Consider the following 13,223-nt stretch of genomic DNA (forward strand, 5'->3'; position numbering starts at 1 on the left):
TTGTTCTATGATCGTCTTCCTCTATCGCACCGGCGCGGCAGACCCGCTGCGGCGGCTGCGCCCGTCCCCTTTTTCTCGCGTTTTTCCGGCCCATTGACGGGCAGCGGCAGGCCCCTTGCTTGCCGGCTGTCCTGGCATGGCCGCCGCAACGCATGACGATCTGAATCTCCAATGTCCGCAAGCGAACCGATTGGCCACGGCATGAATCCCGCGCAGCGGGAGGCGACGCTTTACCTGGACGGCCCCTGCCTGGTCCTGGCGGGCGCCGGCAGCGGCAAGACGCGCGTCATCACACAGAAGATCGCGTATCTGCTGCGCGAATGCGGTTACATGGGCCGCAACGTGGTGGCGCTGACCTTCACCAACAAGGCCGCGCGCGAAATGGACGAGCGCGTGAAGACGCTGGTGGACCGCAAGCTGTCCAAGGGCCTGATCATCAGCACCTTTCACTCGCTGGGCGTGAAGATGCTGCGCGAAGAAGCGCGCAACGCGGGCCTGAAGCCCACGTTCTCCATCCTGGATGCCGACGACGCCATGTCGATCATCCAGGAACTGCTGGCGACCACCGACAAGGCCCGCCTGCGCCACGTGCAGGGCATCATCTCGCTGTGGAAAAACGCGCTGATGGAGCCGGACGACGCCGCGCGTGAAGCCATCACCCCGGGCGACGTCGAAGCCGCCAACGTCTATCGCAGCTACGCCGCCACGCTGGCCGCCTATCAGGCGGTCGACTTCGACGACCTGATCCGCATTCCCGCGCAGCTGCTGGCCAGCAACGAAGAAGTGCGCACCCGCTGGCAGAACCGCGTGCGCTACCTGCTGGTCGACGAGTACCAGGACACGAACGTGTGCCAGTACCGGCTGGTGCAATTGCTGACGGGCCCGCGCGCCATGTTTACCGCGGTCGGCGACGATGACCAGGCCATCTATGCCTGGCGCGGCGCCACCATCGAGAACCTGGCCAAGCTGACCACCGACTATCCCAACATCAAGCTCATCAAGCTCGAACAGAACTACCGGTCGGTGCAGCGCATCCTGGCGGCGGCCAACCAGGTCATCGAAAAGAACCCCAAGCTCTTCGAGAAGAAACTGTGGTCCGAGCTGGGCGTGGGCGAACCCATCACGGTGGCAGCCATGGATGGCGAGGAACAGGAGGCCGAGTCCATCGCCATGAAGGTGTCGGCGGCGCGCTTCGAGCGCCAGGCCCAGTGGAAGGATTTCGCCATCCTGTACCGCAGCAACCATCAGTCGCGCATCCTGGAGCAGGCACTGCGCAACCTGAAGATCCCGTACACGATTTCCGGCGGGCAAAGCTTTTTCGACAAGGCGGAAGTGCGCGACATCCTGGCGTACCTGCGCGTGCTGGCCAACGACGATGACGATCCCGCCTTCATCCGCGCCGCAACCACGCCCAAGCGCGGCATCGGCCAGGCCACGCTGCAGGCGCTGGGCCAGTACGCGGCCAGCCGGGAACTGTCGCTGCTTGCCGCCGTGGCCGAGACCGGCCTCGAAAGCGTGCTCGCGCCCCGCCAGCTTGAACAGCTGCGCACGTTTGCCGAATTCATCCGCCGCATGCAGTGGCGCGCCGGCCGCGGCGCGGCCTCGGGCAAGGACGCGGCGCCCGCGGAACCGGCCGGCGCGATTCTCGACGACCTGCTCGAAGCCATTCAATACGAGCGCCACCTGTTCGAACTCTTCGAGGAACGGCCCGCGCAGACGCGCTGGCAGAACGTGCTGGAGCTGACCGGCTGGCTCAAGCGCAAGGCCGAGGAAGACAACATGACGCTCTTTGACCTGGTGCAGCACGTCGCCTTGGTCACCATGCTGGAGCGTGGCGAGGAAGAAGAACCCGACGCCGTGAAGATGTCGACGCTGCACGCCTCCAAGGGCCTGGAATATCCGCACGTGTACCTGGCGGGCGTCGAAGAAGGCCTGCTGCCTCACCTGGGCAAGGACGACGAAGTCGGCGACCCGGCGCGTGCCGCCGAAAACCTGGCCACCCGCATCCAGGAAGAACGGCGCCTGATGTATGTCGGCATCACGCGCGCGCAGCGCAGCCTGCACCTGAGCTGGTGCAAGCGCCGCCGCCGTGCGCGCGAAGACCTGGTGCGCGAGCCCTCCCGCTTCATCGAGGAGATGGGACTGGGCGACGTGCGCATCCAGGAAGACGACGCGACGGCCGCCATGAGCCCCAAGGAGCGCATGGCCATGCTGAAGGCGCTGCTGAACAAATAGGGCCGGCGGCGCGGGCTTGAAGAAAGCCCTGCCTCGCTCCTACACTGGCCTGTCCGGATCGAAGGAGCGCATCATGTGCCGTTGGCTGGCTTATACCGGTAGTCCCCTGCAGATGGAGAGCGTGCTGTTCAAGGCCAAGCACTCGCTCATCGAGCAGAGCCTGCATTCGCGCCTGGGCGCCACCACCACGAACGGGGACGGATTCGGGCTGGGGTGGTACAGCCGCGCCATCGAAGGCCGGCCCGCCGAGCCGCCATTTCGCTATCGCAGCGTGCATCCCGCCTGGAACGACCGCAACCTGCGCGAGGCGGCGCGCGCCATCCATGCACCCCTTTTCGTGGCCCACATTCGCGCCGCCACCGACACTCCCGCGCAGGAAACCAATTGCCACCCCTTCCGTCACGGGCACTGGCTGTTCGTGCACAACGGCCTCATCCGCGACTATCCGCTGCTGCGCCGCGACCTGATGCTGATGATCGCGCCCGGGTATTTCGGGTCGCTGGAAGGCTCCACGGATTCCGAGGTGATGTTCCTCCTGGCGCTCACTTTCGGCCTGGACGAAGACCCCATCGCGGCCATTGCCCGGATGGTTGGCGCCGTCGAGGAAGCCGGCCGGCGTCACGGCGTGGCGCATCCCATCAACATGACGGTGTGCGCGTTGGACGGCGAACGTCTCATCGCCGTGCGCTACTCCAGCGAAAGCGACTCGCGCACGCTGTTTCACAACACCTGCGTGCGCCACCTGCGCGAACTCTATCCCGACAACGCGCAGATCGCCGCCATGGACGACGACGCCTTCTTGCTGTTGTCCGAGCCCCTGTCGGACATGGCGGGCGTCTGGGAAGAAGTACCCGAATCCACGGCAATCATCGCGGGACGCGGCAACGTGCAGCACTTCCGGTTTGCGCCGATTCCGCCGGGCGAGTGATCTGCGTCGAAAGTGCGGGAATTGGGGTCATCAAGCACGTATTTCGCATATGGGCGAGAATACGGCTCGCAAGACATTGCGACGTCCTGGGCCGCGAGAGCACCCCAATCCAATCAGGAAGTTGCATGACAGATAGCCAAACCCCGCAGGCCATAGACGCATTCGCGGTGTTTACGCGCACGGGGCGCGCCCCGGATTGCTTTGAATTGCACGAAAAAGGCGTAGTCGCTCAGGAAGGCGGCGCCCGCTGCTACACCGCGTTCGCGGACATCCACGACCTCTGCCTGTACGCCAGCCGCCCGGACACGGCCGCGGCTCCCGTCGACTGCCTGGCGTTTCGCAGCGCCCCGCAAGGCGCTTGGACCACCGCCGACGGCGTCGACGATTTCCCCGCCTTCATGGACGCCTTCCGCGCGCAGTACGTGGCGCAACGCCTGCCGGTGCTGGAAGCGCTGCAGGCGCAAGGCGCGCGCGTCGAGTTCCGCTATATCGCGGGCGGCGCCTTCCCCGACCTCAAGACGCGCGAGCTGTCCCTGTCCGCGCAAGGCCTGCATATCGACGGCGCCACGTGGCCGTACGAGTCGCTGCAGCCCATCGATCTGGACGATTGGACCGACACGGTCACCCTGCAGGACGACAACGGCGAGACGGTCTTCACGTGCCGTGTCGCGAACATCCTGAGTTCCGACCTCTTTGTAAACCTGGTCTACGACCGGTTGGGTCAGACGGCGCAATACGCCTGACGCCGGGCGCCGGCCCAGCAAGCCGATCGCGCCACGCTTCGCAAGATATGGCCGCCGGAGGGCGGCCATGTTTCATTCAATGCCCCGAATGCAGGGCAGGATTCAACGTGCCCCAGGCCGCGGTGCGCACCAGCGCCTCCACCGCGCCCGTCTGCGAGTTGCGGCGGAACAGCAGCCCATGCTGGCCCGCCAGCGACACCGCCTTCACGACGGCCCCTTCCGGCGTCAGCACTCGCGTGCCGGCCGTGACGTAGCAGCCGGCTTCGACCACGCAGTCATCGCCCAGCGAAATGCCCAGGCCGGAATTGGCGCCCAGCAGGCAACGCTTGCCGATCGACACCACCTGCTTGCCGCCGCCCGACATGGTGCCCATGATCGACGCGCCGCCGCCGATGTCGGTGCCATCGTCCACGATCACGCCAGCGCTGATGCGGCCTTCGACCATGGACGCACCCAGCGTGCCAGCGTTGAAGTTGCAGAACCCTTCATGCAGCACGGTGGTGCCCGGCGACAGGTGCGCGCCCAGCCGCACACGCGCCGTGTCCGCGATGCGCACGCCACTGGCCACGACGTAATCGGTCATGCGCGGGATCTTGTCCACGCTGCGAATTTCCAGCACCTGCCCGGTGGCGCGCAGATGCCAACGCAACGCGTCCACCTGTTCCACCGCACAAGGCCCCACTGAGGTCCACGCGACGTTGGCAAGCACCCCAAACAACCCATCCAGATTGGTGCCGTGCGGCCGGATGAGCCGATGGCTGAGCAGATGCAGCCGCAGATAGGCATCGTGCGCATCGACGGGCGGCTCGTCCAGCGACGAAATCGCGGTCCGCACGGCCACGATATCCACCTTGCGGCGGGTGTCCCGGACGAGCGCGGTGGCAACGTGCTCGCCAAGGGCGGCGCGCGCTTCTTCCGGCGTCAAGTGACGCGTTCCCGTGGGCGGGGCGTTATCGGCGAGCGAGGGGCGCGGATACCAGGTGTCTAGGATGGTGCCGTCGGCGGCTAACGTTGCCAGGCCGTAGGCGATGGCGCTTGTGGGGGTGGCGGACATGACGGGGGGATGATGGCGATTTTGGTGGGCGACATTCTAGGCGAATGGGGGTGGATGTTGGTGGTATTTGGGGGTGGCGGTTTTGTCTACGGATGTGGGTTGCGACGGTCTTCGTAGGTCGCCCGACGCCGCGGTCACCGTGGGCACGATCGCCCACGATTGCGGTCCGGAGCCTTCGCTCCGGACTGCCCCTTCGTCATCTTCGTCCAGGCCTTCGGCCTTCCCTTCAGATTCCCTCGGGCGCATCGACGGCGCTCGCACCCACGGTGACCGCGACGCCGTGCTACGAGGGTCTTTGGTTTGCGCGCTACAAGACCTGTGGACAGGGAAGGGGATTTGCGGGGCCGCCGAATTGCTGCCGCCCGGGCGGCGGCAATCGGCATACGGGCGTCTGGTCGTCGGGGCGATGCGCGCTTGCGCGCTGGCAGAGAGTTGTTAGCTAATGGGCCGCCGTCACGGGGGAGGGGCGGTGATGGGCGGCGCGGCGACGGGTCGCCACAGCTTGCCGACCAGTACGCGCCGCCCATCGGGCACTGGGGTTCAAGTGACGGTTATTGGCGTCTCTGCCTGAACTTGCCCAGAGCGTCTGCTGCTGCCGGTGTCTGACACCCTAGGGAGACGCACTTGGTATGACGGGAATCTCGCCAGGGTGTCAGACACCTTAGGAGGATTATTGGCGTCGCTGCCTGAACCTGCCTAGGGCGTCTGCTGCTGCCGGTGTCTGACACCCTAGGGAGACGCTCTTGGCATGACGGGAATCTCGCCAGGGTGTCAGACACCAGGGGCAGGCGCAGCCACATGCGAAGCGTCATCGCTACGACGCAAGACGCCGCGTAAGCCCACGAAGGCCGCCCGCGCGGCCGCCCGGGGGCGGGCCCCGCAAGACGCTTCTCTTCCAAACGACTGCGTGCAAGAACGTTAAAAACCCGACTCGCCCCGCCGCCCGTAAAGATTCAACCGCAGAGCCCGGTGTGGCGTGGGCCTGGGGTGGGCGGGGCGTTTAGATGCGCCCGGCGGAAACCGAAGGGAGCCGAAGGCGGACGAGGTTGAGCACGGGGCAGTCCGGAGCGAAGGCTCCGGACCGCAATCGGAGCCCCGCCCGCCCCAGGCCCACGCCGCACCGGGCGTCAAAAGAACTCACACCCCCCGCGCGACATCAACCCCACCAACAACATCCAAAAACCCAAACCTTCAAGCCAAATCCCGCAGCAGCAATTCCCAAAACTTCAACCGCTGCTCCAACGTAGACACCAGCACATACTCGTTCAGCGTATGCGCCCCATCTCCATCCGCGCCGAGACCGTCCAGCGTCGGAATACCCATTGCCGACGTGAAGTTGGCGTCGCTGCCGCCGCCCGTCATCGGCGCGTCTTCAAGCAGGAAGCCCGCGCGGTCCGCGAAACCTTGCACCAATGCCAGCAATGCAGCGGCTTCTTCCGTCTTGACCATCGGGGGCCGGTTCAGTTCGACGTCGATGTCCAGTTCAACGTCCGGACCCACCGCGCACAGTTCGCGCATGCGGCGCAGCACGTCTTCGGCGGCGCCCATGTCGGGCACGCGGAAGTCGACGACGCAGCGGCACAGGGCCGGCACCGTGTTGGTGACCGTGCCGCCGGCGATCGTGCCCACGCTGACCGTGATGCCGCGGTCGTAGTCGGTCATGGCTTCCAGCGCCAGCACCTGGTGGGCCATTTCGCGGATCGCGCTGCGGCCCTTCTCGTGCTGCATGCCTGCGTGGGCGGGACGGCCCTTGACGTTCAGGTTCAGCATGCCCGTGCCCTTGCGCGCCGTCACGCACTTGCCGCCGTTGGGGCGGGCAGGTTCGCAGACCAGCGCGTACTTCGCGTTCGCGGCGAAGCGTTCGATGTGCGCGCGCGAGGCGTGGCTGCCCGTTTCTTCGTCGGGAACCACCAGGAAGTCCACCGGCAGTTGCGTAGCGCCCGGACGCGCCACGCCGGCCAGGGCCGTCAGCGCCAGGTAGATGCCCGCCTTCATGTCATAGCTGCCCGGGCCGTAGAGACGGTCGCCGTCGATGCGCACGGGGTTTTCCAGCAGCGTGCCCACCGGATGCACCGTGTCCATGTGCGCCAGGATCAGGATGCCCGGACGCGTGTCGCCGGGGGCGCGGTTGGTCGCGTACAGCAGCGGCCCCGTCGTGGGGCCCAGCGACGACAGCTCAACGGTCAGGCCGGCGGCGGCCGCGTAGTCGGCGATGATGCGCGCCATCGCGGCGATGCCTTCGGGAAAGTTCGACGGCGACTCGCATTGCAGCCAGCTCTGGATGCCGGCGACGATCTGTTCAGTGCTCTGGGTGTTGGACATGGCGATATCGGGTTTCAGCGATGGGAAAAGGGTTCAGGCGACCTGCTGGCCGGCCAGGCGGGCGAGTTCGGCGTCGTCGGGCATCTTGCCGTCGAACCAGAGGCTCGCGCAGACGGCCGACATGGCGCGGCCGTCGTGGCCGATGCCGGGCACCACCTGCAGCTTCCAGCCGAACGGCACGCCGCGGCGCTCGGCTTCCTTGCGGCCGAATTCGAAGTAATTCTGCGCGCGCGCGAAGCGGTGCGGGCCTTGGCGCATGGCGGCGGGTTCGGACGGCAGGTTCGGGTCGTTGGTCTCGATGTCCTTGTCGCCTGCCAGGATGGTCATCGGGTAGGCCAGCAGCTTGACCAGATGGTCCTCGGTCAGACCCACGCCGTCCATCCCCTCGGGATAGGGATAGTCGAACGTCGGCAGCGTGTACCAGCCGGGATTGCCCGCCGTCACCGCCTTGAACGGCGCATGCGGCTGGCTGCTCATCAGGCGGTGGACGAATTGGCCGCCCGCGCTGTGGCCGAACAGGTAGACGTTCTGCCCGTCGGTGATCTCGCCGGCAATCATGTCCCTGATGACGTTGCCCACCAGCGCGTACGTCCAGCCATCGATGTGGCGCGGATTGCCGCCCGCCGAAAACACGCGGCCGTTGTTGTAGCTTTCAACGCCCGGCCAGATCTCGTTCGAGAACGTCAGCGCCACGATCAGCAGCTTGTGCTTGTCGGCGGCTTCGACCCAGAAGTCGCGGTATTCGTCGCCGTTGCGCAGCACGCCGTGCTGCACGATCACCACCGGGCGGTCCGGCGTGTAGCCGTAGGGGCGGTAGGTCTGCAGCTTGAACGGACGGTCGTAGTTGCGGTCCTCATCCACGTACAGGATGGCGTTGCGGCCCGCATGGCCCATTTCGATGGCGATGCGGTCCACATTGGACATGTCGGAAGGTTTCATCAGGCGCTCGCTTCGTTCAGGTGGCAGGCCGACCAGTGGCCAGCCGAGATTTCTTTCAAGGGCGGCGCCACTTCACGGCAGCGCGGCATCGCGTGGGGACAACGGGGATTGAACGTGCAGCCGGAAGGCGGATTCAGCGGCGACGGAATCTCGCCCTTGATCGGCGTGAACTTGCGGCCGCGGCGCGCCACGTCCGGCACCTCGGCCATCAACGCCTGCGTGTACGGATGGTTGGCGCGGGCGAAGATCTCGGCTGACGTCGAGATCTCGACGATCTTGCCCAGGTACATGATCGCGACGCGGTCCGAGATGTGCTTGACCACGCCCAGGTCGTGACTGATGAACAGGTACGTGAAGCCGTGCTGCTCGCGCAGGTCCATGAACAGGTTGATCACCTGCGCCTGGATCGACACGTCCAAGGCGGCAACGGGCTCGTCGCAGACCAGGAACTTGGGGGCCACCATCAGCGCGCGGGCGATGCCGATGCGCTGGCGCTGGCCGCCCGAGATCTGATGCGGGAAGCGGTCGCGGTATTCCGTGGCGAGGCCCACTTCGGTCAGCGCCTGGTCGATGCGGGCGGGGATCTCGTTGGGAGGCGCCAGCTTGTGCACCTTCAGCGATTCGCCCAGGATCTGGCGCAGCCGCTGGCGCGGGTTCAGCGACGCCTGCGGGTCCTGGAAGATCATCTGCACGCCCAGCGTGTACGCCAGCTTGTCGGCGCCGCGCAGGCGGTTGGCGTCCATGCCCTGGTACAGCAGCTCGCCTTCGGTCTGGCGGTGCAGGCCGGCCACGACGCGGCCCAGCGTGGACTTGCCGCAACCGGACTCGCCCACCAGGCCCACGACTTCGCCGCGCTTGATGGACAGGTCCACGCCGTTGACCGCGTACACGGTGCGGCGGTCGATGGGACGGCCGGTCAGGGCGAGAATGCGTTGGGCCAGGTCAGGCCGCTGCTCGAAGCGCTTGTGGACGTTCTTGAGCTCGATGACGGGGGTATCGGCTTGGCTCATTGCTTACTGTGCCTCGCGGGCGATCGGCACGTAACAGCGATAGCTGCGCGAACCTTCGGTGGTGACGGAGGGGGCTTGCTCGGTGCAGCGCGTGACCGCGTGGGTGCAGCGCGGCCGGAACGCACAGCCCGCCGGACGGGCGGCAAGGCTGGGCGCCATGCCGTTGATCTGGTGCAGGCGCGCGCCCGGTTGCGTGGCGCCGGGCATCGAGTCCAACAGGCCGCGGGTGTAGGGGTGGCGCGGCGCATCCAGCACCTGCTCGACCGGGCCGCTTTCGACGATGCGGCCGGCATACATCACGGCCACGCGGTCGGCCAGCTCGGCCACCACGCCCAGATCGTGGGTGATCCAGATCAGCGCCGTGTTGTGCTCGCGGCAGATCTGCTGCATGCGGTAGAGGATCTGGCCCTGGATGGTCACGTCCAGCGCCGTGGTGGGCTCGTCGCAGATGATGAGGTCGGGCTTGTTCAGCATCGCGATGGCGATCGCCACGCGCTGGCGCATGCCGCCCGAGAACTCGTGCGGGTAGCTCTTCAGGCGCTTTTCCGGCGACGGGATGCCGACCATGGCCAGCGCCTCGCGGCAGCGCTCCTCGGCCTGGGCGCGCGGCACGTCCTCGTGCGTCAGGATCGCTTCCATCATCTGCTCGCCGATGCGCAGCACCGGGTTCAGCGTCATCAGCGGGTCCTGGAAGATCATGGCGATGCGGTTGCCGCGCAACTGGCGCATCTGCTCTTCGGACAGCTTGCGCAGGTCCGTGCCCTTGAACTTCACCTCGCCGTCGACGACTTCGCCCGGCGGGTCGATAAGCCCCAGCAGCGAAAAGCCCGTCACGGACTTGCCGGAACCGGATTCACCCACCAGACCCACGATCTCGCCACGGCGCACGGTCAGGTCGACACCGTCGACCGCCAGCCACGCGCCGGCCTCGGTATGGAATGCAGTGCGCAGGCCGCGCACATCAAGAAGAATGTCGCTCATGCTCGGCGGGGGTCCAGGGCTTCACGCAGGCGGTCGCCCACGATGTTGATGGAAAGGATCAGCACCAGGAGCGCAATGCCCGGGAACAGGCTGATCCAGTAGTCGCCCGACAGCAGGTACTGGAAGCCGTTGGAGATCAACAGGCCCAGCGACGGTTCGGTGATCGGCACGCCCACGCCCAGGAACGACAGCGTCGCTTCCAGCGCGATCGCGGTGGCGATCTGGATGGTGGCGAACACCATCACCGGCCCCAGGCAGTTGGGCAGCAGGTGATACAGCATGATGCGCCAGGCCGGAAAGCCCAGGTTGGCGGCCGCCTCGACGTATTCCTTGCGGCGTTCCTGCAGGGCGCGGCTGCGCATGATGCGCGCGTAGTGCCCCCATTGCACAAGGACCAGCGCAAGAATCACCTTGTCGACCCCGCGGCCCAGCACCACCAGCAGCACCAGCGCCACCAGAATGGTCGGAAAGCCCAGGATGAAGTCGACGATGCGCATCAGCACGGTGTCGACCCAGCCGCCCACGTAGGCGGCAACCAGGCCGATCGCGCCGCCGATGGCGGTGGCCAGCACGACGGCGGTCAGGCCCACCATCAGGCTGATGCGCAGGCCATACAAAATGGCGCTGAGCATGTCGCGGCCCTGGTCGTCGGTGCCCAGCCACGCGATGCTGCCGTCCATCAGCGCCTGGCGCGGCGCAAGCCGGCCGTCCATGAGCGACAGGTTGGCAAGGTCGTAGGGGTTCTGCGGCGCGAAGAACGGCGCGAAGACCACCAGGATCACCAGGACGGCCAGCGCGATGACGGAGCCGCGCACCGTCGGGCGCGCGTGCAGTTTTTTCAGGATGGCGGCGCGCCGCGGCGTCTCGGCCAGGGGCTGGACGGTGCGGGTGCGGCCAGGATTCGGAGTATTAGCCATGGCGGTTTATTGAGCGGGGGCCACGAGCTGCACGCGCGGGTCGAGCGCCGCGTACAGGATGTCCACAACCAGGTTGATGACGACAAAGATCAGCGTGACCAGCATCACGTAGGCAACGACCACGGGACGGTCGAGCTGGTAGACGCTGTCGATCAGCAGCTTGCCCATGCCGGGCCACGCGAACACGGTTTCGGTGATGGTGGAGTAGGCGATGAGCGTGCCGAATTCCATGCCGATCACCGTGACCACGGGGATCAGGATGTTGCGCAGGATGTGGCGACGCACGATGCGGCCCGGCTTGACGCCCTTGGCGCGCGCGAACTTCACGTAGTCCTGGCTGCGGGCCTCGACAACGCCCGAGGCGGTCATGCGCAGCACCAGCGCGATGTTGGCCAGCGCCAGGTTGATCGCCGGCATGATCAGGTGCGACCAGCCGTCGGCGGTCAGGATGGACAGGCGCACGCCCAGCACGTCGACCGTGTCGCCGCGGCCGGTGGCGGGCAGCCATCCCAGCCAGACGGCGAACAGCAGGATCAGCATCATGCCCTGCCAGAAGTTCGGCAGCGAAAAGCCCAGCACCGACGAGGCCATGATGCCGCGGCCCACGTACTCGTCGCGGTACAGGCCCGCGACCAGGCCCAGCGGAATGCCGATCACACAGGTCAGCATGATCGCGACGAACACCAGTTCGAACGTGGCCGGAATGCGCTGCACGATCAGTTCGATCGCGGGAATGCCGTGCACGAAGGAGGTGCCCAGGTCGCCATGCAGCGCGCGCCACAGGAACCCGGTGTACTGCTGCCACACGGGCAGGTCCAGGCCCAGGCGGGCGATCATCGCCTCGCGCGCGGCCTGGCTGGCTTCGGGGCTGACCAGCAGCTCGATCGGGTCGCCCACGGCATACACCGCGAAGAAGACCACGACCGAAACGGCCAGCAGCACGAACAGACTCTGTATCAGTCTGCGTAGGATGAACAAGGCCACGTGTTGATTTCCTTGGTGGGCTCGGGGTTGGGGAAAAGCCGGGGTTATCGGGCGGGCCTGGCGGACAGGGCCCGGATATTCAAGTCAGGCCAGCCTGCACGCTAAGTGATCGGCTGCGCCAGGCGCACGACGGTCACGCCAGGCCGCAGGTTGGCGGTGGACGGCATGATGAGCACGCAGTTGTCGTAGGGCGTGGTGACGGGCTCGCCTTCCGACCAGCCGATGACGGTGCCGGCGCGGGGCAGCGTTTCCAGGCCCTTCCAGGGCTCGGCGAAACGGAAGTCGGCGCTCTTGGCGGCGACGGCGTGCGTGACGCGCAGCGCGCGCTGCAGCGGCGCGCCGGGCGCGAACCAGGCGGCGGGGATGTCGCTGCGGTCCACGGTGCCGGCCTGCACCAGAAAGCGCGCCATCTGGTCGGCGGCCACGCCGCGCGCCTCGGGAGCGCCGTGAAAGCCGCATTCGATCAGGAGGGACCGCGTGCCGTTGTCGCCGGCTTCGCCGAAACGGCCGAAATCGCGCATGCGCACGCCGGCGGCGTGGCCCGCGTCGGCAATGATGGTGGCGGGATTGCCCAGGGCGAGGGCCAGATCGATGTTGCGCTGTTCCAGGCCGGTCAGCTGCAGCGGCACGTCGGAATTGCTCATCGAGTGAAAGTCCAGCAGCCAGTCGGCCTGTTCCACCCACGGGCGCAGGGCCGCGGCGCGGCGGCGTTCTTGCGAGATCGGTACGGAAAGCTTGTCGTCGCTCCAGACGCGGTTCATGTCTTCGTCCACGAAGCGCGCGGGGGCGTAGTTGCGCGCGTCGAACCGGTCGAACGCGGCCAGGTTGCAGAACGCCAGCGTCAGCGTGCCGCGGCGCGGGCGCAGCCCGGCGGCAAGCAGGTCCTTCAGCGCCCAGGCGCCACAGAGCTCGTTGCCGTGGATCAGCGCGCTCAGCAGCACGCGCTTGCCGGGCGCGCCGGAATCGAAGTGCCAGACGCCGGGCGTGTCGGTGTTGCCCACGCGCTCGGCCGACAGGTCCGGACAGGCCAGCAGGAAAGGACGCAGGGGAGACGGGGGCGCGGACGAAGACGGGGGCAAAGACGTGGGCATGGCAGTTCCGATGAAGCCA

Annotated in this window: 11 protein-coding genes; 3 read left to right on the forward strand and 8 right to left on the reverse strand. The window is 66.8% G+C overall.

Annotated elements, in window-relative coordinates; all coding sequences use genetic code 11:
- Window positions 1–171 precede the first annotated feature (171 nt).
- From LN047_RS02020 to LN047_RS02030, 3 genes are all read left to right on the forward strand, one after another.
- Window positions 172–2,235, forward strand: a complete 2,064-nt coding sequence (locus LN047_RS02020) for a UvrD-helicase domain-containing protein (RefSeq protein ID WP_062840110.1) — start codon at window positions 172–174, stop codon at window positions 2,233–2,235.
- Between the two features lie 73 nt (window positions 2,236–2,308).
- Window positions 2,309–3,163: a class II glutamine amidotransferase gene (locus LN047_RS02025; protein ID WP_056327605.1), complete on the forward strand. Its 855-nt coding sequence runs from the start codon at window positions 2,309–2,311 to the stop codon at window positions 3,161–3,163.
- Between the two features lie 125 nt (window positions 3,164–3,288).
- Window positions 3,289–3,906, forward strand: coding sequence for a hypothetical protein (locus tag LN047_RS02030; protein ID WP_373981054.1), 618 nt, complete (start codon window positions 3,289–3,291; stop codon window positions 3,904–3,906).
- Between the two features lie 76 nt (window positions 3,907–3,982).
- On the opposite strand, the gene dapD is transcribed toward LN047_RS02030, so the two are convergent.
- The 8 genes from dapD to LN047_RS02070 form a co-directional block, all read right to left on the reverse strand.
- Window positions 3,983–4,960: a 2,3,4,5-tetrahydropyridine-2,6-dicarboxylate N-succinyltransferase gene (dapD, locus tag LN047_RS02035; protein WP_373981055.1), complete on the reverse strand. Its 978-nt coding sequence runs from the start codon at window positions 4,958–4,960 to the stop codon at window positions 3,983–3,985.
- Window positions 4,961–6,151: 1,191 nt separating this feature from the next.
- On the reverse strand, window positions 6,152–7,282 hold the full coding sequence (locus LN047_RS02040; RefSeq protein ID WP_338617485.1) for a M20 family metallopeptidase: 1,131 nt from the start codon (window positions 7,280–7,282) through the stop codon (window positions 6,152–6,154).
- A gap of 33 nt (window positions 7,283–7,315) precedes the next feature.
- Window positions 7,316–8,221 (reverse strand): hydrolase, encoded by a 906-nt coding sequence (locus LN047_RS02045; protein ID WP_056327601.1) that lies wholly within the window; start codon window positions 8,219–8,221, stop codon window positions 7,316–7,318.
- A complete protein-coding gene (locus LN047_RS02050) occupies window positions 8,221–9,231 on the reverse strand; it encodes an ABC transporter ATP-binding protein (protein ID WP_056327600.1) in 1,011 nt (336 codons plus the stop codon). The genes LN047_RS02045 and LN047_RS02050 overlap by 1 nt, the downstream gene beginning before the upstream one ends.
- 3 nt (window positions 9,232–9,234) lie before the next feature.
- Entirely contained in the window at window positions 9,235–10,212 is a 978-nt protein-coding gene (locus tag LN047_RS02055; protein WP_056327599.1) for an ABC transporter ATP-binding protein, read from the reverse strand.
- On the reverse strand, window positions 10,209–11,129 hold the full coding sequence (locus tag LN047_RS02060) for an ABC transporter permease (RefSeq protein WP_056327598.1): 921 nt from the start codon (window positions 11,127–11,129) through the stop codon (window positions 10,209–10,211). The genes LN047_RS02055 and LN047_RS02060 overlap by 4 nt, the downstream gene beginning before the upstream one ends.
- A 6-nt stretch (window positions 11,130–11,135) precedes the next feature.
- A complete protein-coding gene (locus LN047_RS02065) occupies window positions 11,136–12,113 on the reverse strand; it encodes an ABC transporter permease (protein ID WP_062839574.1) in 978 nt (325 codons plus the stop codon).
- Window positions 12,114–12,214: 101 nt separating this feature from the next.
- Entirely contained in the window at window positions 12,215–13,204 is a 990-nt protein-coding gene (locus LN047_RS02070) for a succinylglutamate desuccinylase/aspartoacylase family protein (RefSeq protein ID WP_373981056.1), read from the reverse strand.
- Window positions 13,205–13,223: the final 19 nt, after the last annotated feature.

The sequence above is a fragment of the Achromobacter sp. JD417 genome (genome assembly GCF_041879325.1).
GTDB lineage: Bacteria > Pseudomonadota > Gammaproteobacteria > Burkholderiales > Burkholderiaceae_B > Achromobacter > Achromobacter mucicolens.